Source organism: Phaeocystidibacter marisrubri, from assembly GCF_008933165.1.
Taxonomy (GTDB): Bacteria; Bacteroidota; Bacteroidia; order Flavobacteriales; family Schleiferiaceae; genus Phaeocystidibacter; species Phaeocystidibacter marisrubri.
The window spans coordinates 441475-468056 of the sequence record NZ_WBVQ01000001.1 but is presented as its reverse complement, the minus strand read 5'-3'; the positions used below and the strand labels follow the sequence as shown (position 1 = coordinate 468056).

Below are 26582 nucleotides of genomic sequence, written 5' to 3'. Positions count from 1 at the left end.
GTCCCCCGGAACAGCGTCCGGGGGAGTACCTTTAGTCCAAAGTGATCTTAAGTCCGAGGCCTTGCATCTCGTGCAACAATACGTTGAACGATTCAGGGATTCCCGGTTCCGGCATGCGCTCTCCTTTAACGATAGTCTCGTACGTCTTCGCACGACCCACAACGTCATCGGATTTCACAGTCAAGATTTCACGCAAGATGTTCGATGCACCGAATGCTTCGAGTGCCCAAACCTCCATCTCACCAAAACGCTGACCACCAAACTGAGCTTTACCACCCAATGGTTGCTGTGTAATAAGTGAGTATGGTCCAATAGAACGTGCGTGCATCTTATCGTCAACCATGTGACCAAGCTTAAGCATGTAGATCACACCAACAGTTGCTTTCTGGTCGAATCTCTGTCCGGTACCACCATCGTGTAGATAAGTGTGACCAAACTCAGGAACACCTGCAGCGTCTGTTTCTTTCTTGATATCATCTAATGATGCACCGTCGAAAATAGGAGTTGCATAGTGCTTACCTAGATTCTTACCGGCCCAACCAAGAACGGTTTCGTAAATCTGACCAATGTTCATACGAGAAGGTACACCCAATGGATTCAATACGATATCTACTGGAGTTCCGTCCTCGAGGAATGGCATGTCTTCTTCACGAACGATTTTAGCAACAATACCCTTGTTACCGTGACGACCCGCCATCTTATCACCCACTTTGAGTTTACGCTTCTTAGCGATGTAAACTTTAGCGAGCTTGATGATACCTGCTGGCAATTCGTCACCTACAGAGATTTGGAACTTCTTACGACGGTAGATACCGGTAAGGTCGTTCACCTTGATCTTGTAGTTGTGTACCAAGTTGGTGATGAGTTCATTCTTGTCGGTATCTGTAGTCCAAGTACCACCCGTAATACGAGTAAAGTCCTCAATACTATTCAATACTTTTTGAGTGAACTTCGTTCCTTTCGGAATTACTTCCTCATTCAAGTCGTTGGTAACACCTTGACATGTTTTACCCGCAACGAGTTGAGATAGTTTTTCGATGAAAATACCACGAACACCTTCCAACTGACTGTTGAATTCGAGTTCAAGTACTTCCAATTCTTCTTTATCAGACTGACGTTGACGCTTATCTTTCACAGCGCGAGAGAACAATTTCTTGTTCACTACCACACCTTGAAGAGATGGAGAAGCTTTCAATGAAGCATCTTTCACATCACCTGCTTTATCACCGAAGATTGCACGGAGGAGTTTCTCTTCTGGTGAAGGGTCACTTTCTCCTTTTGGTGTAATCTTACCGATGAGGATATCACCAGGCTTCACTTCAGCACCAATGCGGATGATACCGTTTTCGTCAAGGTCCTTAGTCGCCTCTTCAGATACGTTAGGAATGTCAGAAGTCAATTCTTCCATACCCAATTTCGTATCGCGTACTTCTAGAGTATACTCGTCAATGTGGATAGAAGTAAAGATATCTTCACGAACTACCTTTTCATTGATTACAATCGCATCCTCGAAGTTGTACCCTTTCCAAGGCATGAACGCTACGAGTAGGTTACGACCCAATGCAAGGTCACCTTTCTCTGTACCGTATCCTTCACAAAGAATCTGCCCCTTCGTTACGCGCTCACCGCGAGCAACAATTGGACGAAGTGTGATGGTTGTGCTTTGGTTGGTCTTGAGGAACTTGGTGAGGTGATAAACCTTCACATCGTCGTCAAAACTTACAAGGCGATCTTCTTCCGTGCGATCGTAGCGAATGTGAATTTCACGAGCATCAACAAATTCAACCACACCGTCTCCTTCTGCCTGAGCAAGTACACGTGAATCGCGAGCCACTTGACCTTCGAGACCAGTACCAACGATAGGACGATCAGGACGCAACAAAGGCACGGCCTGACGCATCATGTTCGATCCCATCAATGCACGGTTTGCATCATCGTGCTCTAGGAATGGAATAAGTGATGCAGAGATAGACGCAATCTGGTTAGGAGCAACGTCCATGTAGTTGATCTCACTTGGTTCAAGAACAGGGAAATCACCTTCATCACGTACTTTAACGCGATTGTTCTCAAATGTTCCATCAGGATTCAGTGGAGCATTTGCCTGAGCGATTACCTTCTCTTCTTCTTCCTCAGCACTGAGGTAGTTTGGAGCTTGATCCAAGCGAACTTTACCATTCTCTACCTTGCGGTAAGGAGTTTCGATAAAGCCCATATTGTTCACTTTGGCGTACACACAGAGGGAAGAAATCAAACCAATGTTTGGACCTTCTGGTGTTTCGATCGGACAAAGACGACCGTAGTGCGTATAGTGAACGTCACGAACCTCAAAGCCCGCACGCTCACGGCTCAAACCACCAGGCCCGAGTGCAGAAAGACGACGCTTGTGCGTTATTTCTGAAAGCGGGTTAGTTTGATCCATAAACTGGCTCAACTGGTTGGTTCCGAAGAACGAGTTGATAACCGAGCTTAGAGTCTTCGCATTAATCAAATCAATTGGCGTAAACACCTCGTTATCGCGAACGTTCATACGCTCACGGATAGTGCGTGCCATACGAGCCAAACCTACGCCGAACTGGTTCGCTAACTGCTCACCTACTGTACGAACACGACGGTTTGACAAGTGGTCGATATCATCCACTTCAGCCTTGCTATTGATCAATTGGATCAAATAGCGAATGATGTGAATAATATCGTCTTTGGTAAGAACTTGAACATCGCTCTCAATTTCAAGACCGAGTTTCTTGTTCAAACGGTAACGACCTACTTCACCCAAGTTGTAGCGCTGTTCCGAGAAGAACAACTTATCGATGATACCGCGTGCGGTTTCCTCATCAGGTGGTTCAGCGTTACGAAGCTGACGGTAGATGTGCTCAACCGCTTCTTTCTCAGAGTTCGTAGGATCCTTTTGAAGGGTATTGTAGATAATGGCGTATTCGCTACTTTCTACATCTTCTTTGTGAAGAAGGATGTTTGCCACTTCTGCATCCAGGATAACATCTAGGTGATCCTTCTCAAGAAGTGTATCGCGATCCAATACCACCTCGTTACGCTCGATAGATACAACTTCACCTGTATCCTCATCTACGAAGTCTTCAATCCACGTTTTGAGAACACGAGCTGCTAGACGACGTCCAACAACGCGCTTCAATGCCGTTTTAGAAACTTTAACCTCCTCTGCTAGGTCGAAGATTTCAAGAATATCCTTATCGCGCTCATAACCGATAGAACGAAGCAAGGTAGTAACCGGAAGCTTCTTCTTACGATCAATGTACGCGTACATTACACTGTTGATGTCAGTTGCAAATTCGATCCAAGATCCCTTGAAAGGAATAATACGAGCTGAATAGAGCTTCGTACCATTCGCGTGGAATGATTGACCGAAGAATACACCTGGTGAACGGTGAAGCTGAGATACGACAATACGCTCAGCACCGTTAATGATAAATGTACCCCTTGGGGTCATGTACGGAATAGAACCGAGGAACACATCTTGAACGATGGTTTCAAAATCCTCGTGCTCAGGATCTGTACAGTAAAGTTTGAGTCTGGCCTTTAGAGGGACGCTAAACGTCAATCCTCTCTCGATACACTCAATTTCTGAGTATCTCGGTGGGTCAATGAAGTAGTCGATAAACTCCAAAACGAACTGGTTGCGTGCGTCCGTGATAGGGAAGTTTTCAGCAAAAGTTCTGTACAAACCTTCGCTATTTCGCTCTTCGGGTTTGGTTTCAATTTGGAAGAAGTCCTGAAAGGATTTCAGCTGGATGTCCAAGAAGTCCGGGTAAGCGGCTTGGGCTAGCGTTGAAGCAAAGCTGATCCTTTCCGATGTATGCGCCAGAGGATTCGCCATTATGAAGCAAAGTTAATTTATACACAAAAGGGTTTAGGCCCATCCCGACTATTACGTCGGGAAAGACCTAAACCTTACCGTTCCAGGGGGAGAGCTTACTTGAGCTCTACCTCGGCACCAGCTTCTTCAAGCTGAGCCTTCAAGGCTTCTGCCTCGTCCTTGGCAACGCCTTCCTTAATAGCAGCAGGAGCGCTGTCTACTTTCTCCTTAGCTTCTTTCAGTCCGAGACCGGTCATTTCTTTAACCAATTTCACAACTGCAAGCTTAGAAGCTCCAGCAGACTTAAGGATAACGTCGAATTCTGTTTTCTCGTCACCACCACCGGCTTCTCCACCAGCAGCTGGACCAGCAACAGCTACAGCAGCAGCTGCAGGCTCAATGCCATGCTCTTCCTTCAAGTAGGTAGCGAGTTCGTTAACTTCTTTTACAGTAAGGTTAACTAGAGCTTCGCCCAATTCTTTGATATCAGCCATTTTGACTTCTTTTTAGTGTTTAAAACTTACGCGGTATATGGAAGCTGAGTGCGTACTAAATTACTGAGCTCTTTCTTCAAGAGCCTTAACAAGACCTGCCACCTTATTTCCTGCGCTTCCTTGTAGTGCAGAAATAACGTTCTTAGCAGGCGATTGCAAGAGCATGATAACATCTCCAATGAGTTCTTCCTTGCTCTTGATGTTGCTGAGTGCATCCAACTGATCGTCTCCTACATAGATAGCCTCTTCAATGTAGGCACCCTTAAGGATAGGCTTATCGCTTTTCTTGCGGAACTCTTTGATGAGTTTAGCAGGAGCGTTACCTGTTTCAGCGATCATGATGCTGGAGTTGCCTTTCAACGTTTCGAAAAGACCATCAAATGGTTTCTCAGAACGCTCCATAGCCTTCTTCAGCAAAGTGTTCTTAACAACGCTAAGCTTGATGTCGTTCTTGAACGCTGCGCGTCTCAAGTTCGAAGTCGTCTCGGCGTCTAGACCAGCAATATCTGCGATGTACAAAATGTTCGTACCCTCGAGGATAGTTACTAGTTCTTCAATTGCATTATTTTTTTCTTCTCGTGTCATTGCACTGTCGTTTGGCAGATATTATTTACAGTGACTTAGATTCAACCGGGATACCCGGGCTCATCGTAGACGACATGTAAACGCTCTTCACATAAGTTCCCTTTGCCGCAGTTGGCTTAAGGCGCATCAATGTTTTAAGCAATTCTTCTGCGTTCTCTTTGATCTTGTCAGCGGTGAAAGACACCTTACCTACAGAAGCGTGAACGATTCCGTAACGGTCAACTTTAAAGTCGATTTTACCGGCTTTCACATCAGAGATCGCTTTTGCCACATCCATTGTTACCGTACCCGTCTTAGGGTTAGGCATCAAACCGCGTGGACCAAGAACACGTCCCAAAGGACCAATCTTACCCATTACGGCAGGCATAGTTACGATCACATCAACATCCGTCCAACCATCTTTGATCTTATTGATGTAGTCATCCAAACCAACGTAGTCAGCACCAGCGTCTTTTGCTTCTTGCTCCTTGTCTGGAGTAACGAGTGCGAGTACACGCACATCTTTACCCGTACCGTGAGGAAGAGTAACAACGCCACGTACCATTTGATTTGCCTTACGTGGGTCTACACCCAAACGTACTGCCAAATCAACAGATGCGTCGAATTTGGTTGTGTTTACTTCTTTAACGAGACTAGCTGCTTCCTCTACCGAGTACAAGCGACCTGCCTCAATCTTCTCAGCCGCAGCCTTCTGCTTTTTGGTCATTTTTCCCATCTCCAATGCTTTTATGCGTTAGAACGGCTTCGGGCCGGTTACCGTAATACCCATACTGCGTGCAGTACCAGCTACCATAGACATGGCGCTCTCAACGGTAAAGCAGTTAAGGTCTGGCATCTTGTCCTCCGCAATAGCGCGAACTTGATCCCAACTTACCTTAGCCACCTTTGTACGGTTTGACTCAGAAGATCCTTTTTTGATTTTAGCTGCTTCCATCAATTGTACGGCTGCAGGTGGAGTCTTAACGACGAAGTCGAATGACTTATCTGCGTATACCGTAATAACAACTGGCAGAAGTTTGCCTTGTTTGTCTTGGGTTCTTGCATTAAATTGCTTGCAGAATTCCATGATGTTGACACCCTTCGCACCTAGGGCAGGACCCACTGGTGGCGATGGGTTCGCAGCACCACCGCGAACTTGCAGTTTAATTAGCGCACTTACCTCTTTAGCCATTGTTGCAATTCTTTATAAAATGAGTTAGCGTGCATTGACCATTGGGTGGAAGCTTCCTCTGGTCGGCCGAGCTCACATCTCGTCTTAACTTTCTTTCTCTACCTGCATAAAGCTCAATTCCAATGGTGTTTTTCTTCCGAAAATCTTCACCATCACCTCAAGCTTACGTTTCTCTTCGTTGATCTTTTCGATAGTTCCAGAGAAATCTCGGAAAGGACCATCAATCACTTTCACAGACTCACCTACCACGTATGGAATGTTAATCTGTTCAGCGGTATCAGCAAGTTCGTCGAACTTACCAAGCATACGGTTCACCTCGCTCATTCTCAATGGCACTGGATCACCGCCTTTAGTTTCACCTAAGAAGCCAATAACACCAGGTACATTCTTAATGGTGTGAACCATTTCACCGGTGAGGACAACCTCTACCATGATGTACCCTGGATAATAATTGCGCTCTTTGTATACTTTCTTCCCGTTACGGATTTGGTAAACCTTTTCGGTTGGTACCAAAACCTGTCCCATCATATCTGTCAAGCCAGAGTGTTCAACCTCACTTTCGATATAGGTTTTCACTTTGTTTTCTTGACCGCTGATTGCGCGGACTACGTACCACTTTTTACCGTCACTCATAGTAGTTAGCGCCTGGGATATTAAAAGAGACCTCTAACGAACGAAAGGACTCCTTGAATCGCTTCATCCATTCCAAAAACAAGAAGGGCAAAAATGATGGATGCAATAACCACCAACACTGTGCTCTTTTGCAAATCACTCATGGTAGGCCATGTTGCCTTTTGAGCGAATTCCTCATATGAGGTCTGTAGGTATCCTTTGATCTTATTCATTGTGCTTATGCTAGCTTGCACGGGTGGAGAGACTCGAACTCCCAACTTGCGGTTTTGGAGACCGCTGCTCTGCCAATTGAACTACACCCGTATTACGGCGGAAAGGTATCCCGTATTTCTACGGAACACCTTTGCCGAAAATCTATCTATCGAATTACTCGAGGATTTCAGTAACCTGACCTGCACCAACTGTACGGCCACCTTCGCGAATCGCGAAACGAAGACCTTTGTTGATTGCAACTGGAGCGATAAGGTCTACAGTGATAGTAAGGTTATCACCAGGCATTACCATTTCTACTCCATCAGGAAGGTGAATCTCACCAGTAACGTCAGTAGTACGCAAGTAGAACTGAGGACGGTACTTGTTGTGGAAAGGAGTGTGGCGACCACCTTCTTCTTTCTTCAAGATATAAACCTCAGCCTTAAATTTGTTGTGTGGAGTGATTGAAGCAGGCTTACAAATCACCATACCACGACGGATATCTTTCTTCTCAATACCGCGAAGTAGGATACCTACGTTATCACCAGCTTCACCTGTGTCAAGGATCTTACGGAACATCTCAACACCAGTGATAGTTGAAGTCAACTTCTCGTCACCGAAACCGATGATTTCTACTGGATCACCTGTGTTAGCAATACCAGTCTCAATACGACCAGTAGCTACTGTACCACGACCAGTGATTGAGAATACGTCCTCGATAGGCATCAAGAATGGCTTATCCTTGTCGCGCTCTGGCTCTTGGATGTATTCGTCAACAGCTTCCATCAACTTCATAACGGTATCAACCCACTTACCTTCACCGTTCAATGCACCAAGTGCAGAACCTGAAATAACTGGAGCGTTGTCTCCGTCATACTCGTAGAAAGAAAGTAGATCGCGTACTTCCATCTCAACTAGTTCAAGTAGCTCTTCGTCGTCTACCATGTCAACTTTGTTCAAGAAGACAACGATACGAGGAATACCTACCTGACGTCCAAGAAGGATGTGCTCACGAGTTTGTGGCATAGGACCGTCAGTAGCAGCAACTACCAAGATAGCACCGTCCATCTGAGCAGCACCTGTTACCATGTTCTTAACGTAGTCAGCGTGACCTGGACAGTCAACGTGAGCATAGTGACGGTTAGCCGTCTCGTACTCTACGTGTGACGTGTTGATCGTGATACCACGTTCTTTTTCTTCTGGTGCGTTATCGATTGAATCGAAATCGCGCTTTTGGCCAAAACCTGCTTCTGCCAATACTGTAGTAATAGCAGCAGTCAAAGTAGTTTTACCGTGGTCAACGTGACCAATCGTTCCAATGTTCAAGTGCGGCTTGGAACGTACAAAATTCTCCTTTGCCATGATGAGTCGTCTTTTTATTAAATGAACCCGAAAGACTTAAAAAACAATCTTAGAGCCAATGAGGGGAATTGAACCCCTGACCTTTTCCTTACCAAGGAAACGCTCTACCCCTGAGCTACATCGGCTTACCCGGCGCCCCCAGGGAAGCCCAGAGCGGAAGACGGGATTCGAACCCGCGGCCCTCAGCTTGGAAGGCTGATGCTCTACCAACTGAGCTACTTCCGCATAACCAACACAGTAAGGTTCAACCAAACATACCCGTTCCCGAGCGCTTAATCAAACCTCAATGCCTTGTGGGGAGAGCAGGATTCGAACCTGCGAAGGTTTCCCAACGGATTTACAGTCCGTCCTCGTTGGCCGCTTGAGTATCTCCCCATTCCAAAATTCAATACATAAAGAACTTTCCAGTTTCCCGGAAAATTTGAGCCTGTAGACGGACTCGAACCGCCGACCGGCTGATTACAAATCAGCTGCTCTACCAACTGAGCTATACAGGCTTGTCGTTTTCGGCGTAATGCCGCATTATTCCTAAGAACACGCCGTCATTTCTTTCGGCTTTTTCTAAGGGACTGCAAATGTATGAAAGATTCCTATTCGTACAAGTGTAGTCCGATATTTTTTTCTTCGAATCTAACTTGATCACTCTTTAAAAGAACACCGCATCATTCCCGAAGCGGGGGCAAAAATACACTTTTGTTTGTTCCCTCAAAATAGTTGCAAAAAAAATCCCCCAAAAAATGGGGGATTGTAGTGTTGATAGGCCTTAGACGCCTCTGAGCTTGGCTTTGTGCTTGTCCAATTGTCGCCTTAATGCATCTGCAGCTAGGTCTGTAGCTTCTTCAAATGAAGTGCATTCCTTCTTGACCATCAGGTCGTTACCCGGCACGTTCACACGTACTTCAACAATCTTGTTCTCACGCGTGTGATTGTTATCCACTTTTAGAAATACTTCTCCATCTATAATGCGATCGTAAAATTGATCCAACTTGTCCATTCGTTGCTGAATGAAGTCTACCAATTTTTGATCCACCTTGAAGTTGACAGATTGAACTTGAACTTTCATGTGCGTCGCTTTTTAAGATTCCCTATCCCGTGGGTGAGAATCGTTATACACTGATTTAATTTGATCTATGGAACTGTGGGTATACACCTGCGTAGCGGCTAAACTGCTGTGGCCTAATAATTCTTTAATTGTTTGCAGGTCTGCGCCCATGTTTAAGAGATGTGTGGCAAATGTGTGCCGTAATACATGTGGGCTCTTTTTTTCTACTGAGCTTACCTTACTAATATAGTGCACTACCCGATTATAAACAAACTTTGGATCGAGCATTTTGCCGCGATTTGACTGGAATATATAGGAATTTTCGCCGCTGTCATTTTGACGATATACCTCCATACTATGCAACCAATTATCATTCACAGGGATATACCTCTCTTTGTTCCGCTTTCCAATAACCTTGATGACTTTCCTGCCCCAATCAATATCCCCCCATTTCAATCCAATTAATTCGGATCTACGCATGCCGGTCATATAAAAGGTGAGCATCATCAGTCTATCCCTAACGCCATCCTCCTCTTCTTCATATATGGTGGGGTCAAGAATTTTCTCCATGTCGTTCTCAGGTACCGCACGAACAATTCGCTTGGGAACTTTCATGCTCTTGATGGGTTGCATCGGAGATTTCTCTATCTCTGAAATCCGCAAGAGAAATTTGTAAAAGGAACGCAAACTGGAAAGTTTACGATTGATGGACTTGGCTTCCATCCCCTCTTCACTCATGTCCATCATCCAATCTCGTATCATGGAGGTTTTCGACTGAGCAATGTCGTCTAGATCATACTGAAACCGACACCAGGCTTCAAACTGTTCTAAATCATTTGAATAGGCCGTGAGTGTATGAGAAGAAGATCGCTTCTCTACTTCTAAGTATTCTATAAATGCACGTGTGGATGGACTCATAAATAAAAAGGTCGTCCTAATTTAAGCATTAGGACGACCTTCTATATAGTGAGACGGAGAATATTATTCTTCGTCGTTTGTACGTAACTGTTGTACGTAAGCCGCTTTAATCATCTGAGCGCGACGTGCTACGGATGGCTTGGTGAATTGCTGACGGCCGCGGAGCTGACGCATGGTACCTGTGCGGTCAAATTTACGCTTGTAACGCTTTAACGCGCGATCAATGCTCTCTCCTTCTTTTACTTGTACTACTAACATGTGCGTGACACCTCCTCTCTTTAGGGCGACAAAAGTAGATGTAATTATCTAAACTGGCAATGTTTATTTGAAATATTGAGAGACCCTGCCAATGTCTCGATCTGTCCACCCTTCTAGCCCCTTCAAATCTACCACGCTTTGAATGGGACGAACACGTGTCCTATAATACTCCACTGACCTAGCCCTATCCCAACCGATATAGGGATGTCGTGCCAAGTCCTTTATTTCTTCAACGTTCAAATCTCTCTTCTCTACCTCCTCTAATTCCAATTGAAAGGAGGAAAGACTATGAACCGTGGAACTGTCCAATCCTGCTTCATACAATTGCTCTAACTTCACATACCCTCCCAAGCGTTGACCATATCGCTTCCACTTCATCACTTCCCAAGGAGATGCGATTTGCGCATGAACCATTCGTGTGCTGTCAAGTTGATTTACCCGAATGATAACTACAGTGGTAGACTTTTCAAACTGAAGCTGCCCCTTCCATTGATCGAACCAAAGCGAGTCGGGCCGTATCCATGCCACAAATTCCGATGATGTAGATATTTCTCTTCCTGACGACACTATCCTCATCCATCTCTCTTTTGCCCAAGGAGACAAACCGGTTCTTTCCAGCAAACTATCGGTGACATGATTGACAGCTATCGGAAATGTAGGGTGTGAAGCAAACGGACTCTCCCGACTCATTTCCTGATAATGGGTTTTCTCCACTTTCATCATTCGAGAACTTATTATCACTTGCCACACACTATCACCCACCCTCAATCTCTGTAAATCTGATGACTGCCGTATTGCTCCACCTGCTGCAAAATACCTCGACAAGCGCGTGGAATCTTGTGCGGACATCCCCAGTTTTCTCCAAGCCCGAAGTGAAGTGGTATCTGAATAGAAAGGTTGAATGTCCTTCAGTGAATCTAAAAGCGCTAATTCTCTCACATGCTTCACTTTCAAAATGGAGTCTAGCACGCTTTGATAATCAACCGTTTCAAGATCTGAAGTTCGATGCACCGAAAACCAATAATATCCCAGCCAAAATAAAATAGGAAAGCCAAAGGCAAAGATTAACCTCTTGCGTTCTGATTTCTTGATATGGAAGTATAAAAAAAAGCGCCACATACCGCTAAGGTGATGTGACGCTTTGTATCAAGCCGTTAAGTAGACGTTTACAATCGACTGCAAACGGTTCTTATCAAATTACGCTTTTACTTTATCAGGGGTTCTAAACAGTTTGCCCGCTTTCAAATCCTTGATATACTGAGCGAGGTCGTTCTTCACTTCACCCGACATAATCAACAAGCCTGTAATATTCGGGAATGCCATAGCCAAGTTCATCATATCCGAGAAATCAATTACAGCTCCAAGTCCAACAGTAGAACCAATCACTACAAAAACAAGGAAAAGAAGTTTGTAGGTGATCTCCATTTTCTTGGTCTCTCCAAAGATGAAGGTCCATGCTTTCAATCCGTAGTACGACCACGAGATCATAGTAGAGAAGGCAAATAGGAAAATGGCAATTACAAGTACAAACGGGAACCAATCAATCACAGTCGCAAACGCATCTGAAGTCAACTGAGCTCCTCCAATTCCTTGTACCATGTGCATATCTGTGAAGATGAGTACCAATGCTGTTAGTGTACACACTACAACCGTGTCGATAAATGGCTCTAGCAACGCAACAAAACCTTCCGCCACTGGATGTTTGGTCTTTGCAGCTGAGTGTGCAATAGCCGCAGATCCAACACCCGCTTCGTTAGAGAAAGCCGCACGTCTAAACCCTTGGATCAATACCCCGATGAAACCACCTTTGAGTGCATCTGCATCAAAAGCTCCATCGATGATAGCACCAAATGCTGCTCCAAGATGATCGATGTGAGAGAACACAACCACTAAAGCTGCGATGATATAGATGACCGCCATCAAAGGAACGATCTTCTCAGTAACTCGGGCAATACTCTTAATACCTCCAATAATTACGATGCCGACAAGGATTGCAAGGATAATTCCGAAGTAAAACCCCTTGCCCGCCAATTCTGGAAACTGTCCAGCCAACTGCTCATAAGCCTGGTTAGCTTGAAACATATTCCCTCCGCCGAAAGAGGCTCCAATGGCTAGAATGGCAAACATACCTGCTAACACCTTTCCTAGCGCGCCAAGATTCTTTCCTTCTAAACCTCTTCTCAGATAGTGCATTGGACCACCAGAAACAGAACCGTCTTCGTTAATGGTTCTGTACTTAACACCGAGAGTACATTCAACGAACTTGGAAGACATTCCTAGAAGACCAGCGACTATCATCCAAAAAGTAGCACCTGGACCACCTACCGAAATGGCTACCGCTACCCCTGCAATGTTCCCTAATCCAACAGTGGCAGAAACAGCTGTGGCCAAGGCTTGGAAATGCGTAACCTCACCGGGCGCATTCGGCTCATCGTATTTACCTCTGGCCAATTGAATGGCATGCTTAAACCCTCTTACGTTGATAAACTTCATCCTCAGGGTGAAAAACAATGCACCCAATACCAACCAAACTACAATAAAAGGGATGCTTTTGGTTTGAATATCACCGTTGGCATGACGTGCTGGTTCTCCGTTATCGTCATAAATGACATTGTCATACAAGCCCAAGGCTGCAAATGGATCCCCCAACAATACAGAACCTACCCCTCCAACAATGGGAGTAAAGGCTCCATTAAATTTTTCGGCTATTGACTCACTGGGAATTTCGAACTCTTGCGAAACTTCATTTCCCTCTGCATCTACTACTCGAATTGAATGACCAACTCCTTCTGTTAACTTAAATGCTTGTTTGGCTTCTGTGCTTGTATTCTGATCTGACCAATAATACGTGTAAGGGGCTACGCCTCCCGCAACATGAACAGTAGCATGTGCGTCATTGATTTCTCCAGATTCGGAATTGTGGATTTCAATATTATCAATCTTTAAAGGAGTTTGACCATAGGCCACTCCTGCAATCGCCACACTGAGGATAGTGAGTAATTTCTTCATAGAGTAAATTTTCGGTAGGAAGGGATGCTTTTTGATCATCCAATAATCCAATTATCAGATAACTAAATCCTTCAATTGTCCCCAAAACTAGTGATACGATGCTCTCGAGCCAAATTATAGGTCGAAGATGGACGCACGCTTTTGAGAGACTTCATCTTTCAATCGTAAAATAAAAGCCAAGATTAAGTAGACAATCAGAGGAGATCCCAGTGTAATAAAGGAGGTGTAAATAAAGAAAATGCGAATCCTAGAGGGTCGTATTCCCAAGCGTTCCCCCATTCGGTGGCAAACTTCGAAGCCTCTTCTCTCAAATTCTCCTTTCAACCTTTCAATCATACTTTATCTTTTTGAGATGATATCTACCTATCGCACAATTTACACATTTTTTGTACCTACAATACGCTTCTGACAATTCAATAATGGCTTGAGAATCATTTGCCGTAACTACCACTATGCCTTTCGCAACGAATTGATCGACGATTTTGTTTTGATCAGGCTTCAATTCGTTCCAACTGAAAGTATCTTCCTCCCATCCTCCGAGCTGTCCTATTACTTTGGCGAGGGGATACATATTAATCAGCCAAGTATTTCGAATTTGAACACCGGGAACCACACCACCGTATTCTTCATCCCAAACCTCCTCTGGTCGATTCACGATATCCACTAGGTGTACTTTCTTTAGATAGAATCGAACATAAATCCAACGCGCCCATTGCACCACCCTCACTCTCGGAAAGGAAGTGGGACGCATTTTTCCATATTTCCACCACGAACCATCCAATGGCTGTACTCCCCACAAGTTGAACCAATGAAACTCATCAAAAGGTTCAAGTCCGCTCATACTCAACAACCATTTGGAAAATTCTGTCCATGTCCATTCTTTCCGAAACACCTTGTACCATGGAACCTGATTGGCCAATTGCCGCATCGGTTCGGAATTGAGTGGCTTACCAAAGGCATCGGCGCTAACAACAATCTCGGCGAGCATGATATCGCCAAACTTGGATTCCAAAATCTCCTGTCCTAACTCTTCCTTGCGACGATACCGCCTCTTTGCCAAGGTTTCCAACCATTCCTCTACCGTCTGCTTTGGGGTTTCAGGTAAAACGTCTTCACAGGGTATTCGGCCTTTTACACTCACCCATCTTTCATATTCAAACTGAAAAAGCGACAAGACTTCAGAGTTGAGAATTACCGTAGGAACCCTATAAGGCTCCGATGCAGATCGATAAAGCGGCTCGTCGTCTTCACATACCACGTGAAGGATCACATTGGAATAAGCCGAGTCGGTTTGGTGACCGTGTTTTGACCAATCTGATGAGCGCAGGTGCATTTCCACATTCCCCACCCAAGTGGTTCCATTGATGCGAACCACCGCATTGGAAAAATCTGGACCACTAGCATCGTTCCACTTCCCTTGATCAATAACCATAACATCCTCCCCTGTAGTAGATTGGAGTCTCTTCTGAATGAAGTGTCCGGTGTACCAGATGAACTGAATATACTCTTCTAACATGCACTCAATCTCCCAAATAGAAGAGTCAATAGACGCAAACAATCGTATACAAACGAATGCAAATGGTACGGGCATAAAAACGGAAAGCGACTAACCAAGTTAGCCGCTTTCTCCCCCTAAATAGATCCGATCAGGTCTCAAGTCATCGGATCACAGTTATCGGTCCACCGAACTCCTTCTTGTGATTATACGTTGTATAAGCGCTGGCTCTAAACGTATACACTCCAGGTGCTACGGTATTTCCCTGATAGGTTCCATCCCATCCGGAAGGGTTCTCATCATCCCAATGGGCGATAATGGTTCCCCATCTATCATAAATCGTCACTTCATATTTCAGGTAGCCCAAACCTTCGAACTTCCATATGTCATTCAGGCCATCTCCATTTGGAGAAAATGCAGTCGGAGCATGAACTCTAAATTCATCTTCTACCCAAAGTCGGTGATTCAATGTATCGCTACACATTCCTGAAGATGCGATAATTTGTAATTCATTCCAACCCACTTGGCTAAAAGTCATATCCATGCTCAAACCTGACCCCATCCAAAGGGAGTTCAAATACCAATCTACGGTTTCAGATTGATTTCCCATGTATTGGAAATTCACTAAGGAACCTGCAGATAAAGTATCGGACTGTGCATCGGTATCTACTGAAATCACTGGAACGTCTAATACACGAACTAGATGAAACACAGTATCATTTTCACATTCATCATTCAAAGCCACCCTAAAAATGGTGGTATCGCGCTTTGCTACAAACCCAATGGTATTGGTTGAATCTCCACTGTTCCAAATGAACTTACCTGTATTCTTAGAATCAATGGCATTAAGTTCAACAAACTGTCCTCTACAAGCATAGCTTGGCCCCGTAATAAAGGTTGAGTTAGGTTCTGCGATGAACACCTGACCTTTGATGGTATCTCCTACACAACCGTCAGATGAAGTTTCAACTACATAGGTATCGTAAAGTCCCTGTTGACGTGGCCAGTCTACGGTGATATCCGAAGTCCCCTGTCCGTTCAATATCGTCCCCGCACTCACATACCAATGATAGGTAGCGCCCGATGTTGCCGGTACCGCTAGGTTGGAGGGCCCACCCAGTGCACAGATCGTATCCACGATCTGTGCTTGGGCTGTCCCTGCAAAGGCACTGAGTAAAGCGATTATAATATGTAGGCGATATCGACGCACCGAGGTTCGTTCTGAATGTTGTTAACTTCAGTGAAATCCTAGTAGTGGAAGATGCCACCTGTTGTAGGCTTAGCATTGATGGTTACTGTAGCTGGAGTTACGCCAGTCACATCACCTGAACAACCGTTTGCATCACTTACACTTACCACGCTGATGCTCGTTGTACCCGGCGCAAAGGCCGCTACTTTAACGGTTGCATTTGCATTAGAAACTTGATAGTTGTAGGTGTTTGTTCCGTCAGACAATACGATGTCCCAAGGAGCCGTTCCGGTTAACGTAAAGTTCACACTGGATGAGTCATTTTCACAGACTTGATCTCCAGTAAGAGCAATGGTAGGTAGTGGATTAAGGATGATGTCCAAGTAAACGGTGTCACCGTAACATCCATCAGCGCTTTGTTCTATCGCGTAAATTCGAGTAGAGCCATCTGCGCTACCCCAGTCAATTTCAATGGTAGAATTATTTGAGCTCACTGAGTTATCAATGGTACCCAATGGCGTATAACCTGAGGCAAATCCCCAAGCGAAGGTAGAGGTTGGATCTGCTCCTGTAATGCCGTAGGTAACGTCTTGTGATTCTACACACAAAGTGTCGGTGGTCGTTACTTGTGCTGAAGCCGCTACAGAAATTAGCCAAAAGAGACCAACGAAGAAGGCCGTACTTTTCCAGTTCGAGTTGAGAGTAGTCAAAGTTCTCATTGCAGTGATTTTTGGTAGTTTTTCGAATAAAAAATTAGCAGTCCAGGTCTCATTTACGAACTAACTAGTTCTTCGGATTTCATAGGTTAGTATTTATCCGCACCACTAAATTGCTATCCACACCACTGGCAGACAACAAGACCTTTCCTACAAAGCCGACAACATTTGTAAGAATTTCCTGAGGCTGTGATGAATATTCTTACAAACGGCATGACCAAGTACACTTTCTCCTACAACCGCCCAATCACTAGGCATAAAAAAAGGCGGACCCAAACGAGTCCGCCTTTCAATTTATTGTCTGAATTAACTTACGCAAAAGCGCCTGCCATTTCCATTTTCAGCTTCTCTGCTGCTCTACCTGCCGCCTCTGCGAAATCATCACCACTTGAAGCGTAGATAACACCTCTTGAAGCGTTAATTAACAAGCCATATATGCCTTTGACACAGCCCGCTTCCACCACTTCAGCCGCAGAACCTCCTTGTGCTCCAACACCTGGAACTAGGAAGAAGGTTTCTGGATATCTCGATCTGATCTTTGCCAATTCATCTGGACGTGTTGCCCCTACTACAAACATGAGTTCGTCATTGGGAATCCAACTGGCCACAGAGTCCATCACAGACTGACTTACAGCAAGACCATTGCTCAACTCCAACTTTTGAATGTCATCGGCGCCTGGATTTGAAGTCAGGCCAAGTACGATAACCCATTTCCCTTTTCTACCAGAAAAAGGCTGTACAGAGTCCTTGCCCATATAAGGTGCAACGGTAATAGCATCGCAGTTTAAAGTGTCCAAGAAAGCCTTGGCATAACGCGCTGCGGTGTTTCCGATATCCCCGCGTTTTGCATCAGCAATCACCATGTGCTTGGGATAATTCTCTTTGATGTACGACACGGTCTTCTCAAAAGACTTCCAGCCTTCAAGCCCATACGCCTCATAAAACGCCGTATTGGGTTTGTAGGCTACACAATGCGCTGCAGTGGCATCAATAATAGCCTTATTGAAAGCGAAGATGGGATCTTCATTCGAAAGAAGATGTGTAGGAATCTTGTCCAAATCGGTGTCTAATCCTACACAGAGTAAACTTTTTGTCTCTTCAATATGAGCGACAATTTCATTCCTATTCATCATCCGTAGCTTTCCGTTCCTTCTTTTAAGCGCTCTGTATTCTCTGCCATCTTCAGCTCATCCAAAAAGGTTTGAATATCGCCGTTCAATACGTCAGGCAAATTGTGAACGGTAAGACCAATTCGGTGATCGGTTACACGTCCTTGCGGGAAGTTATAGGTTCTGATCTTAGCAGATCGGTCACCTGTTGAAACCAAGGTCTTGCGCTTGGCAGCAATTTCATCATTGTGCTTCTGCAACTCGAGGTCGTAGATTCTTGAGCGCAACACCTTCATGGCTTGCTCCAAGTTCTTGTGTTGGGAACGACCATCTTGACATTCCACCACAATCCCAGTAGGAAGGTGAGTTAGACGAATGGCACTTTCGGTTTTGTTCACGTGTTGACCACCTGCACCACTTGCTCGGAAGGTGTCTCTTCGGATGTCATTAGTATTGATATCGACATCCACTTCCTCTGCTTCAGGCAATACGGCTACAGAGGCCGCTGAAGTGTGTACACGGCCTTGACTTTCTGTAGAAGGGACACGCTGAACGCGGTGAACCCCACTCTCGTATTTCAATGTTCCGTAAACATCTTCGCCGGTAATGGCTACCGCGATTTCTTTGTAACCACCAACAGTGCCTTCATTGGAGTTTACCAACTCCATTTTCCAACCGCGACCTTCCACATAGCGCTGGTACATTCTGAAGAGATCTCCAGCAAACAAACTGGCTTCATCTCCTCCTGTACCCGCTCGGATCTCTAAAACAGCATTCTTGCTGTCTTCCGGATCTTTGGGAATCAACATCCATTTGATGTCTTCTTCAAGCTGCTCAAGCTGTTCTTTCGATTCTTCAAGCTCCATCTGAGCCAGCTCGACAAATTCAGGATCTCCTCCCTCTGCAATTACACTTTGAGCTTCTTCAATCTGCTCGTGTAATTGGATATACTTATCTCTAGCCTCTGCAATGGGCTTCAGCTCTTTGTACTCCTTGTGCAATCGCACATAGCGCTCGTGATCTGAGGCGATATCAGGTTGAACGATCAAATCGTTCACCTCGTCGTATCGCTGACGAATGCCATTTAATCTATCTAATGTGCTCATTTACCGTAGGTAAAAGTTCCATGCTCACTTGTAATGGTAAGGTGAGGTTGTTCCGACTCCTCTACTCTTCCCACAATCTGCGCTTCAATACCGTATTTCTGTGCAATATCGATGATCGCTTGAGCTGCATTCTCATTCATGTAAAGCTCCATCCGGTGCCCCATGTTGAATACTTGATACATCTCTTCCCATGAAGTACCACTCTCCTTTTGAATCAGGCTAAACAGTGGTGGAGTTGGGAAAAGATTGTCCTTGATAATATGCCCACCATTCACGAAATGAAGAATCTTAGTTTGAGCTCCACCTGAACAGTGAATCATTCCGTGAATATCTCCTCTATGGTGGTTCAAAATTTCTTTGATGACAGGCGCGTAACTACGGGTTGGCGAAAGGACCAATTGTCCAGCAGTTCTTCCAGTACCCTCTACTTCTTCAGTAAGAGACACGCTACCGGAGTACACTAGATCAGATGGTACGGCAGGATCAAAACTCTCTGGATATTTCTCTGCTACGAGTTTATTGAAGACGTCGTGACGTGCCGAAGTAAGTCCATTACTTCCCATTCCACCATTGTAGTGATCTTCATAGGTAGCCTGACCATAACTCGATAGGCCAACAATTACATCACCCGGACGAATGTTCGCATTGTCAATCACTTCGTCGCGACGCATTCTAGCGACTACTGTACTATCCACAATGATGGTTCTTACAAGGTCGCCTACATCAGCGGTCTCTCCACCTGTTGATACGATATCAACTCCGTGTTTACGAAAGTCTTCCAACAACTCTTCATTTCCTTGAATGATCGCTGAGATGACTTCACCTGGAATAAGGTTCTTGTTACGACCGATGGTTGAAGAGAGAAGAATATTCTCAGTTGCACCTACACAAAGTAGATCGTCGATGTTCATCACCAACGCATCTTGTGCAATGCCCTTCCAAACAGAAATGTCTCCTGTTTCCTTCCAATATACATAGGCGAGTGACGATTTTGTACCGGCACCATCCGCATGCATAACCAAGCAGTGGTCTTCACTTCCTGTCAAATAATCAGGAATGATCTTACAGAATGCTTTAGGGAATAAACCCTTATCAACATTGGCAATGGCCTTGTGAACTTCTTCTTTACCAGAAGAAACTCCTCTTTCTGCGTAACGTGAACTCTTTTCCATGGGGCAAAAATACAAAAGCGCCCCGCAATGCAGGGCGCTTCCATGATAGTAATATCTGATTATTCGATTTCGATGTAGCGACCTGGCCACAACTGATCTTCATCAACATCAGGATTCAATTCTTCAAGTGTATCGGCATCCATACCGAGTTTCTCTGCAATTTTATCCCAATCGTCTCCTCGTTCACACTGGTAGTGCGTTCTGTCGAACTCACTGTAATCAGCGCCTGGAGTCACTTTCAAAATCATTCCTGGCAATACACGCACTCCGCGCATTCCTCCATTCAACTCTTTAATATCACGAACCGATACATTGTATTCACGAGCAATACGACCGAGTGATTCACGTCCCTGTACTTCGTGTAGCTTAGGCTCAAGAACTACTTCTTCCTCCTCTGCTTCAATCACTTCGCCATCTTCTCCAACTGGAGCTGAAGGAACGTAATCGTCTCTCAACACCTTCATATCGGTACGACGGTTCAATTGATTCGCCTTGTCTTGAATTTCCTTGCTCTGACGCTTAATCCAAGCTTCGGTCAACTCCTGACCATCTTCGAAATCATCGCTGTACAATCCGTCGTATCCTTCTGGAATAGTACGTGGTTCAGTCTCACCTTTACCTACCGCAGTCAAGCGATCTGGAGAAATTCCTTTAGAGATCAAATAGCTCACACAAGTATCTGCACGATGTTTCGAAAGAATTAAGTTCTTATCAGCATCATCGGTGTAATCCGTATGTGAACGAAGTTCGATTGTGATGTTCGGGTTACGGTTCAAGATATCAACCACTGTATCCAATGCAGCTTGAGAAGCTGGAGTCAAGTCCCACTTCGCCGTAGCAAAGAGTACGTTAGGAAGAATAATTGGAACGTCAATCGGCTCAATTTTCGGACTGAGCGCAATATTGTGGATATAGTAATCCCCCTGAGGATCTTTTACTAATTCATGTGCCGCAAGCGGAATATCAACCGTAGTTGTGCTCACTTCTCCAGAGAAGAACTTCGCCTTAGAGTAAGTCAATTTGTAAACTACTCCTTCTTCCAATTGATTGCGGTCGAACATATAGTAACCATCCGCATCGGTATTTACGACAATTGGAGCCTCGCCACCTTCGAGAGTAACGGTAACTTGAGGAACTGGCTTGCCGTCTTTCGAGCTAACAATAGTACCTGAAATCGTGTATTCCAAAGGAACCAAGTACACCTCATAAAGGTCTGTCCCTCCTCTGTGGTCATCGCGCTCTGAGTAGGTAGAAGCCATATAACCATGAGCCGCTTGATCTCCTGGATCGAAGATCAAACCATGATCATCGGCAGGTGAGTTGATAGGCCACTTCATGTTTTCGGCTTCGCCTTCTGGCATACCATCTTCACCCAATTTCACTCTCCAAACATCCAAACCTCCCATACCTGGAAGGCCGTTTGAGGAGAAGTAAAGGTAACCGTCGCCATGAACACGTGGAAAAAGTTCATCACCACCTGTGTTCACAATTGGACCCAAGTTGGTAGGCGTATTCCACTTTCTCTCACGGCGATTGTACGTCGTCATCCAAATATCTCTACTGTCTTCCACAGAACCTGGAAGTGCACCTGCGAAGTAAAGAATGGTATTGTCTTCGCTCAAGCTTGGGTGACCTACTGAATATGTGCTATCTGGAGCTAGAACTACTGGCTCTGCAGGCAACCAGTTGGTACCTGAACGCTTGGCCACATAAATCGCACAACCTAAGTGAGCGCGCTTTTCACGTGGACAACGAGTAAAGTACATCTCCTTCATCATCTTGTCGAAGCAAAGTGCACTCTCGTGATAATCGGTGTTGATAATTTCCTCTTCGCCATCAATCTGAACTGGTGCAGACCAAGAAACTTCTTCTGGAGCGCTGCTTCTGCGACCTCTTGCGCGAGAGGCACGTTGCTGTTCAATCATGAAGATATCGGTAAAACCAGCTTGGCTCCATCCGTCTTCTTCATTTCCAGTAGCTTCTTCGCGGTTTGAAACGAAATAAAGCATTTCCGTTTCTCTCCCCATCTTACCGGCATAGGCTGGAGCAAGCTCCTCATCGCGGGTATTCAAGTCGCGACCCATGTTAGTAACTTGATAACGGGTAGGCGGATTTTCCATCCAATCTACGGCTTGGCGACAAGAACGGATGCCTTGTTCACCGCGCAAATCGGCTGGTACGAGCTGACGATACTCTTCATATTTACCAATGGCGTCTTCATATTCACCTTGGTTTTTGAGCATGTCTGCTTCGCGGAGGACACAAATAGGTCCATAATCTAAACTGAAAGCTCTACTGTACTGTCTTTCTGCAGAACGGTAATCCTGCATGTACTTGTAACATTCTGCAAGTTTGAATGTAATCTCGGCCTTCTCACTCTTGGAGTTAGCCTCAGAATAAGCATCTTTAAACAACTCAGCAGCAATAGCAAACTCGCGAGCATCGTAGTACTCGTCGGCTTCTTTATGCTCGTCTGCCCGTGGGTCTTGATCCTCTCCTGAACCAGTATCCTGAGCCATTACTGGTAGGCTACACATCATAACAAGAGCCAATAGGCTGGCGAATCGCGTGTATTTCATAAAATATAATCTGCGTTCTAGACTGTGCGAAAGTCGCTAAAATAGCCATTTGCGGCTTTAAAAAAAATTCCCCGACCAAGAGATGGACGGGGAATTATCAACTTTCGGAAAAGTCACACCATATTATCGTGTGAAAAGTAGCTCTCTGAACTTAGGCAATGGCCACATTTCATCGTCTACTAACAGCTCCAATTTATCAGCGTGATAGCGGATCGTTTCCATGATTGGCTTAACAGTATCGCAGTAGGCAATAGCCATTTCACGTGTATCAGTAAGGGCATTCGCCTTCTTGCGCGCTTCAATCATCGCTTTCTTTTCAGAAATGATCACCGTCACGTGCTTTGATATCTCAGAAATCATATCCAACTGAGCCTGAGCCATTGATTTGTAAGTCTTCTCGTCGAACAAATCTTTCAAGCGCTGCACACTCTCAATCAAAGTACTTTGGTAGCGAATTGCCGTTGGAATAACGTGGTTACCCGCAATATCACCCAATACTCTAGATTCAATTTGAATTCTCTTTTGGTATTCTTCCAAAAGAATCTCGTGACGAGCTTCTACTTCTACTCGGTTCAATACGCCGTTTTCTTCAAAAATGCGGATAGCTTCTTCGGTTACCATGAAGTCCAACGCACGCGGGGTGTCAGGAACGTTGTTCAAGCCGCGCTTAGCTGCTTCTTCTTTCCATGCATCCCCGTAGCCATCGCCTTCAAAACGAATCTTCTTAGACGCTTTGATGTAGTCTTTCAACACGTTGAAGATGGCATCGTCTTTCTTCATGCCGTTTTTGATCAAGGCATCTACGTCCGACTTAAACTTGCGAAGTTGATCGGCCATGATAGCGTTGAGAACGGTCATAGGCTGCGCACAGTTCGCCTGTGACCCCACAGCGCGGAACTCGAACTTATTACCTGTAAACGCGAACGGTGAAGTACGGTTACGGTCGGTGTTGTCCAATAGGATTTCAGGAATCTTACCTACTACGTTAAGCTTGAGGTCAGTCTTTGCTTGTGGGCTAAGTTTACCAGACTCCAAACGCTCCAATTCGTCCAATACGGCAGAGAGTTGCTCGCCGATAAATACAGATATAATCGCAGGAGGAGCTTCGTTTGCACCCAAGCGGTGATCGTTACCTGCAGACGCGATAGTAGCGCGAAGCATGTCGGCGTGATCGTGAACTGCCTTGATGGTGTTAATAAAGAAGGTAAGGAACTGTAGGTTGCTCTTAGGCGTCTTACCCGGTTGAAGCAAGTTTACCCCCGTATCCGTTGCAAGTGACCAGTTGTTATGCTTTCCTGAACCATTTACTCCCGCAAAAGGCTTTTCGTGAAGAAGTACGCGGAAATTATGGCGACGTGCCACTTTCTCCATCAAGTCCATGAAGAGTGAATTGTGGTCAACGGCCACGTTTGCCTCTTCAAAGATTGGAGCAAATTCATATTGTGAAGGAGCTACTTCATTGTGACGCGTTTTGATAGGAATACCCAAACGCAATGCTTCAAACTCAATTTCTTGCATGAACTGAATCACACGCTCTGGAATACTTCCAAAGTAATGATCATCAAGCTGCTGACCTTTTGCTGGACCGTGACCTAGAAGTGCACGACCTGCCAAAGCCATATCCGGACGTCCGTTAAAGAATGCGCTATCCACCAAGAAGTATTCTTGCTCCCAACCGAGAGTCGCATTTACTTTCTTAACGTTCTTATCGAAGTACTGAGCTACATCTGTAGCTGCTTGATCCACACTTTGAAGAGCTCTTAAGAGAGGAGTCTTAAAATCGAGTGCTTCACCTGTGTATGAAACGAAAATGGTTGGAATACAAAGAGTAGTTCCAATCACAAAAGCAGGAGAAGTAGGATCCCATGCTGTATAACCACGCGCTTCAAATGTGTTGCGGATACCTCCATTTGGGAAGCTCGATGCATCGGGTTCTTGCTGAACCAACATGCCACCGCTAAATTTCTCAATTGCATCTCCATCTTCTGTTGGCTCGAAGAATGAATCGTGCTTTTCTGCTGTACCACCTGTTAGCGGTTGGAACCAGTGTGTATAATGCGTAGCACCCTTGCTAACTGCCCAGGCTTTCATTCCTGCTGCAACTTGATCCGCAACTTCACGGTCAATCTTAGCTCCGAGATCGATGGCTGAACGTACACTTCTGTACGCCTCCTTTGTCATGTAAGCCCTCATGGACTTATCATTAAAGACGTGTGAACCAAAGTAGTCAGAAACACGACCCGCATTTGGTGTAAAGTTCACCGGTTTGCGATTCATAGTTTCCTCAATACAAAAGAAACGAATTGTGGACATGGTAAATTGAGTATTGAATTTTACGCCACAAAGATATTAGAATCATGGGGGTGTAGCCCGAAAAGAATGTAAATTTTTTGCAAACATGTGTTGAAAAGAGGGGGTGACTCAGAAAAATCAACCGTTTTACAGCTAAACACCCTATTGAAAAATGATGATAGTGGTTAATGTGCTATCAAGAGATACACATAGAGGATATACGCGGCGAGCAATAGGATACCCTCTACCCTTCCAATATGCGCTTTTGTGAAGTAGCGCATCAAAGGCCATAGTGCTAAAGCAAAGCCCAACATCCACCACAAATCAAAATCCACTGTATCACTGCTCAGTACAGGAATATCCGTAATAATCGAACTAAAGCCGAGCACCGATAGAATGTTGAAGATATTGGAACCGACCACATTCCCAATCGCCATTTCCTTCTCTCCTTTTTTAGCAGCAATCAGCGAAGCGGCCAATTCTGGAATGCTAGTACCGAAAGCGACTACAGTAAGTGACACCACTCTTTCTTCTATGCCCAAATGCAAGGCCGTCTCCACCGCACCAAGTACCAAGAACTCTGCACCGTAACGGAGGGCAACCACACTGAGAATAAGGAGAAGTATTAATGTCCATATAGATTTTTTCGCCACCGATGGGTCGAGATCTACTTCGGCACTCTTACTCTTCTTGTTGTCGCGAATCTTGAGGATGATGTAGCTGACGAGTCCGGCAACTAAGATGAGACCCTCAACGGATGAAAGAGTTCCATCCAAAATGAAAAAGCCCAAAAGGGCACTTGAAAAAATCATGACCCACCAATCTGATCGGTAGGCCAACCAAGTAACCGGTAGAGAAAAACCAATAGCAGTGATACCGAGGATCAATCCGATGTTGGCAATATTTGAACCAATGACATTTCCCAGGGCAATGTCTGGGTGTCCGGTAAAAGAAGCGCGAACGCTAACGATGAGTTCAGGAGCGCTGGTGGCAAAACTAACGATGGTCAATCCTACTATCAGAGGAGTGATCTTCATCTTTAATGCGATGCCCGAAGCACCGCGAACTAAAAACTCCCCTCCAACTAAAAGGAGAGCCAAGCCCAATAGAATCCAGAGAACGGCCATTTACAATTTGGTTGATCTACGTACAGAATCTGTAAGATCGTCCAACGCCTTTTTTCCTTCAGAAATAGCGTCACGTGCTTCGCGAATGTCATCGTTTGAGTTAGCGCTGTTATTGATATCGCGCTTGATCTCATTCGTAGCATTGCGAACGTACTTCACCCCCTGTCCCAAACCTTTGGCGATTTCAGGAATTTGTTTCGAACCAAAAAACATCACCACTACAAGGAGGATGACCATGATTTCTGGCATGCTGATGAAAAGAAAAGTACCCATGACTTAGTATTGACTATGCAAAAGTAGGAAT

Annotated in this window: 23 protein-coding genes and 5 tRNA genes; all 28 read right to left on the bottom strand. The window is 45.1% G+C overall.

All coding sequences use genetic code 11. The features are described from left to right. Nucleotides 1-31: 31 nt before the first annotated feature. The 28 genes from rpoB to F8C82_RS01915 all read right to left on the bottom strand — a co-directional run bounded on the left by rpoB (nucleotide 32) and on the right by F8C82_RS01915 (nucleotide 26551). Nucleotides 32-3850, bottom strand: coding sequence for a DNA-directed RNA polymerase subunit beta (gene rpoB, locus F8C82_RS02055; RefSeq protein WP_151691772.1), 3819 nt, complete (start codon nucleotides 3848-3850; stop codon nucleotides 32-34). A 95-nt stretch (nucleotides 3851-3945) separates the two neighbouring features. Next, nucleotides 3946-4323, bottom strand: coding sequence for a 50S ribosomal protein L7/L12 (gene rplL, locus F8C82_RS02050; RefSeq protein WP_151691771.1), 378 nt, complete (start codon nucleotides 4321-4323; stop codon nucleotides 3946-3948). A gap of 60 nt (nucleotides 4324-4383) precedes the next feature. Beyond that, nucleotides 4384-4908, bottom strand: a complete 525-nt coding sequence (gene rplJ / locus F8C82_RS02045; protein WP_151691770.1) for a 50S ribosomal protein L10 — start codon at nucleotides 4906-4908, stop codon at nucleotides 4384-4386. A gap of 25 nt (nucleotides 4909-4933) precedes the next feature. Continuing rightward, nucleotides 4934-5623 (bottom strand): 50S ribosomal protein L1, encoded by a 690-nt coding sequence (gene rplA, locus F8C82_RS02040; RefSeq protein WP_151691769.1) that lies wholly within the window; start codon nucleotides 5621-5623, stop codon nucleotides 4934-4936. Nucleotides 5624-5641: 18 nt separating this feature from the next. Continuing rightward, nucleotides 5642-6079, bottom strand: coding sequence for a 50S ribosomal protein L11 (gene rplK, locus F8C82_RS02035; RefSeq protein ID WP_151691768.1), 438 nt, complete (start codon nucleotides 6077-6079; stop codon nucleotides 5642-5644). A gap of 84 nt (nucleotides 6080-6163) precedes the next feature. Continuing rightward, a complete protein-coding gene (gene nusG / locus F8C82_RS02030; RefSeq protein ID WP_151691767.1) occupies nucleotides 6164-6712 on the bottom strand; it encodes a transcription termination/antitermination protein NusG in 549 nt (182 codons plus the stop codon). A gap of 20 nt (nucleotides 6713-6732) precedes the next feature. After that, nucleotides 6733-6924 (bottom strand): preprotein translocase subunit SecE, encoded by a 192-nt coding sequence (secE, locus tag F8C82_RS02025; protein ID WP_151691766.1) that lies wholly within the window; start codon nucleotides 6922-6924, stop codon nucleotides 6733-6735. Nucleotides 6925-6942: 18 nt separating this feature from the next. Further along, nucleotides 6943-7015, bottom strand: a tRNA-Trp gene (locus tag F8C82_RS02020). Between the two features lie 63 nt (nucleotides 7016-7078). Further along, the gene (gene tuf, locus F8C82_RS02015; protein ID WP_151691765.1) at nucleotides 7079-8266 is read right to left on the bottom strand and encodes an elongation factor Tu; all 1188 of its coding nucleotides are present in this window, start codon (nucleotides 8264-8266) and stop codon (nucleotides 7079-7081) included. A gap of 53 nt (nucleotides 8267-8319) precedes the next feature. Next, a tRNA-Thr gene (locus F8C82_RS02010) sits at nucleotides 8320-8391 on the bottom strand. A 27-nt stretch (nucleotides 8392-8418) separates the two neighbouring features. Continuing rightward, nucleotides 8419-8491 (bottom strand) — tRNA-Gly (locus tag F8C82_RS02005). Nucleotides 8492-8560: 69 nt separating this feature from the next. Continuing rightward, nucleotides 8561-8641, bottom strand: a tRNA-Tyr gene (locus tag F8C82_RS02000). Nucleotides 8642-8690: 49 nt separating this feature from the next. Continuing rightward, a tRNA-Thr gene (locus tag F8C82_RS01995) sits at nucleotides 8691-8763 on the bottom strand. Nucleotides 8764-9029: 266 nt separating this feature from the next. Then, the gene (gene hpf, locus F8C82_RS01990) at nucleotides 9030-9329 is read right to left on the bottom strand and encodes a ribosome hibernation-promoting factor, HPF/YfiA family (protein ID WP_151691764.1); all 300 of its coding nucleotides are present in this window, start codon (nucleotides 9327-9329) and stop codon (nucleotides 9030-9032) included. Between the two features lie 12 nt (nucleotides 9330-9341). Further along, nucleotides 9342-10226 carry a tyrosine-type recombinase/integrase gene (locus F8C82_RS01985; protein ID WP_151691763.1) on the bottom strand — a complete coding sequence of 295 codons (885 nt, stop codon included), beginning with the start codon at nucleotides 10224-10226 and terminating at the stop codon, nucleotides 9342-9344. Between the two features lie 63 nt (nucleotides 10227-10289). Beyond that, the gene (gene rpsU / locus F8C82_RS01980; RefSeq protein WP_151691762.1) at nucleotides 10290-10484 is read right to left on the bottom strand and encodes a 30S ribosomal protein S21; all 195 of its coding nucleotides are present in this window, start codon (nucleotides 10482-10484) and stop codon (nucleotides 10290-10292) included. Nucleotides 10485-10547: 63 nt separating this feature from the next. Beyond that, nucleotides 10548-11603 (bottom strand): hypothetical protein, encoded by a 1056-nt coding sequence (locus F8C82_RS01975; protein ID WP_151691761.1) that lies wholly within the window; start codon nucleotides 11601-11603, stop codon nucleotides 10548-10550. A gap of 78 nt (nucleotides 11604-11681) precedes the next feature. Further along, the gene (locus F8C82_RS01970; protein WP_151691760.1) at nucleotides 11682-13493 is read right to left on the bottom strand and encodes an amino acid carrier protein; all 1812 of its coding nucleotides are present in this window, start codon (nucleotides 13491-13493) and stop codon (nucleotides 11682-11684) included. A gap of 328 nt (nucleotides 13494-13821) precedes the next feature. Next, entirely contained in the window at nucleotides 13822-15009 is a 1188-nt protein-coding gene (locus F8C82_RS01960; protein ID WP_170266120.1) for a DUF2851 family protein, read from the bottom strand. Between the two features lie 142 nt (nucleotides 15010-15151). Then, a complete protein-coding gene (locus F8C82_RS01955) occupies nucleotides 15152-16126 on the bottom strand; it encodes a T9SS type B sorting domain-containing protein (protein WP_151691757.1) in 975 nt (324 codons plus the stop codon). Nucleotides 16127-16236: 110 nt separating this feature from the next. Next, nucleotides 16237-16896 carry a hypothetical protein gene (locus F8C82_RS01950; protein ID WP_151691756.1) on the bottom strand — a complete coding sequence of 220 codons (660 nt, stop codon included), beginning with the start codon at nucleotides 16894-16896 and terminating at the stop codon, nucleotides 16237-16239. Between the two features lie 308 nt (nucleotides 16897-17204). Continuing rightward, nucleotides 17205-18023 (bottom strand): orotidine-5'-phosphate decarboxylase, encoded by an 819-nt coding sequence (gene pyrF / locus F8C82_RS01945; protein ID WP_151691755.1) that lies wholly within the window; start codon nucleotides 18021-18023, stop codon nucleotides 17205-17207. Then, the gene (gene prfA, locus F8C82_RS01940) at nucleotides 18023-19108 is read right to left on the bottom strand and encodes a peptide chain release factor 1 (protein ID WP_151691754.1); all 1086 of its coding nucleotides are present in this window, start codon (nucleotides 19106-19108) and stop codon (nucleotides 18023-18025) included. Before prfA ends, pyrF begins: the two co-directional genes overlap by 1 nt. Then, nucleotides 19105-20280 carry an AIR synthase related protein gene (locus F8C82_RS01935; protein WP_151691753.1) on the bottom strand — a complete coding sequence of 392 codons (1176 nt, stop codon included), beginning with the start codon at nucleotides 20278-20280 and terminating at the stop codon, nucleotides 19105-19107. The genes prfA and F8C82_RS01935 overlap by 4 nt, the downstream gene beginning before the upstream one ends. Nucleotides 20281-20339: 59 nt before the next feature. Further along, nucleotides 20340-22859 carry an OmpA family protein gene (locus tag F8C82_RS01930; RefSeq protein WP_151691752.1) on the bottom strand — a complete coding sequence of 840 codons (2520 nt, stop codon included), beginning with the start codon at nucleotides 22857-22859 and terminating at the stop codon, nucleotides 20340-20342. 123 nt (nucleotides 22860-22982) lie between these two features. Next, a complete protein-coding gene (locus F8C82_RS01925) occupies nucleotides 22983-25172 on the bottom strand; it encodes a glutamine synthetase III family protein (protein ID WP_151691751.1) in 2190 nt (729 codons plus the stop codon). A 164-nt stretch (nucleotides 25173-25336) separates the two neighbouring features. Further along, nucleotides 25337-26278, bottom strand: a complete 942-nt coding sequence (locus F8C82_RS01920; protein WP_151691750.1) for a calcium/sodium antiporter — start codon at nucleotides 26276-26278, stop codon at nucleotides 25337-25339. Continuing rightward, on the bottom strand, nucleotides 26279-26551 hold the full coding sequence (locus F8C82_RS01915; RefSeq protein ID WP_151691749.1) for a Sec-independent protein translocase subunit TatA/TatB: 273 nt from the start codon (nucleotides 26549-26551) through the stop codon (nucleotides 26279-26281). Nucleotides 26552-26582: the final 31 nt, after the last annotated feature.

Excerpts from the sequence above, each read along its gene's own strand:
- F8C82_RS01960 (WP_170266120.1), bottom strand. The coding sequence starts at position 15,009 with ATGTTAGAAGAGTATATTCAGTTCATCTGGTACACCGGACACTTCATT.
- F8C82_RS01985 (WP_151691763.1), bottom strand. The coding sequence starts at position 10,226 with ATGAGTCCATCCACACGTGCATTTATAGAATACTTAGAAGTAGAGAAG.
- pyrF (WP_151691755.1), bottom strand. The coding sequence starts at position 18,023 with ATGAATAGGAATGAAATTGTCGCTCATATTGAAGAGACAAAAAGTTTA.
- rpoB (WP_151691772.1), bottom strand. The coding sequence starts at position 3,850 with ATGGCGAATCCTCTGGCGCATACATCGGAAAGGATCAGCTTTGCTTCA.
- hpf (WP_151691764.1), bottom strand. The coding sequence starts at position 9,329 with ATGAAAGTTCAAGTTCAATCTGTCAACTTCAAGGTGGATCAAAAATTG.
- prfA (WP_151691754.1), bottom strand. The coding sequence starts at position 19,108 with ATGAGCACATTAGATAGATTAAATGGCATTCGTCAGCGATACGACGAG.
- F8C82_RS01915 (WP_151691749.1), bottom strand. The coding sequence starts at position 26,551 with ATGGGTACTTTTCTTTTCATCAGCATGCCAGAAATCATGGTCATCCTC.
- F8C82_RS01930 (WP_151691752.1), bottom strand. The coding sequence starts at position 22,859 with ATGAAATACACGCGATTCGCCAGCCTATTGGCTCTTGTTATGATGTGT.
- rpsU (WP_151691762.1), bottom strand. The coding sequence starts at position 10,484 with ATGTTAGTAGTACAAGTAAAAGAAGGAGAGAGCATTGATCGCGCGTTA.
- rplK (WP_151691768.1), bottom strand. The coding sequence starts at position 6,079 with ATGGCTAAAGAGGTAAGTGCGCTAATTAAACTGCAAGTTCGCGGTGGT.
- F8C82_RS01935 (WP_151691753.1), bottom strand. The coding sequence starts at position 20,280 with ATGGAAAAGAGTTCACGTTACGCAGAAAGAGGAGTTTCTTCTGGTAAA.
- F8C82_RS01975 (WP_151691761.1), bottom strand. The coding sequence starts at position 11,603 with ATGTGGCGCTTTTTTTTATACTTCCATATCAAGAAATCAGAACGCAAG.
- F8C82_RS01925 (WP_151691751.1), bottom strand. The coding sequence starts at position 25,172 with ATGTCCACAATTCGTTTCTTTTGTATTGAGGAAACTATGAATCGCAAA.
- rplA (WP_151691769.1), bottom strand. The coding sequence starts at position 5,623 with ATGGGAAAAATGACCAAAAAGCAGAAGGCTGCGGCTGAGAAGATTGAG.
- nusG (WP_151691767.1), bottom strand. The coding sequence starts at position 6,712 with ATGAGTGACGGTAAAAAGTGGTACGTAGTCCGCGCAATCAGCGGTCAA.
- secE (WP_151691766.1), bottom strand. The coding sequence starts at position 6,924 with ATGAATAAGATCAAAGGATACCTACAGACCTCATATGAGGAATTCGCT.
- F8C82_RS01950 (WP_151691756.1), bottom strand. The coding sequence starts at position 16,896 with ATGAGAACTTTGACTACTCTCAACTCGAACTGGAAAAGTACGGCCTTC.
- tuf (WP_151691765.1), bottom strand. The coding sequence starts at position 8,266 with ATGGCAAAGGAGAATTTTGTACGTTCCAAGCCGCACTTGAACATTGGA.
- rplJ (WP_151691770.1), bottom strand. The coding sequence starts at position 4,908 with ATGACACGAGAAGAAAAAAATAATGCAATTGAAGAACTAGTAACTATC.
- rplL (WP_151691771.1), bottom strand. The coding sequence starts at position 4,323 with ATGGCTGATATCAAAGAATTGGGCGAAGCTCTAGTTAACCTTACTGTA.
- F8C82_RS01920 (WP_151691750.1), bottom strand. The coding sequence starts at position 26,278 with ATGGCCGTTCTCTGGATTCTATTGGGCTTGGCTCTCCTTTTAGTTGGA.
- F8C82_RS01970 (WP_151691760.1), bottom strand. The coding sequence starts at position 13,493 with ATGAAGAAATTACTCACTATCCTCAGTGTGGCGATTGCAGGAGTGGCC.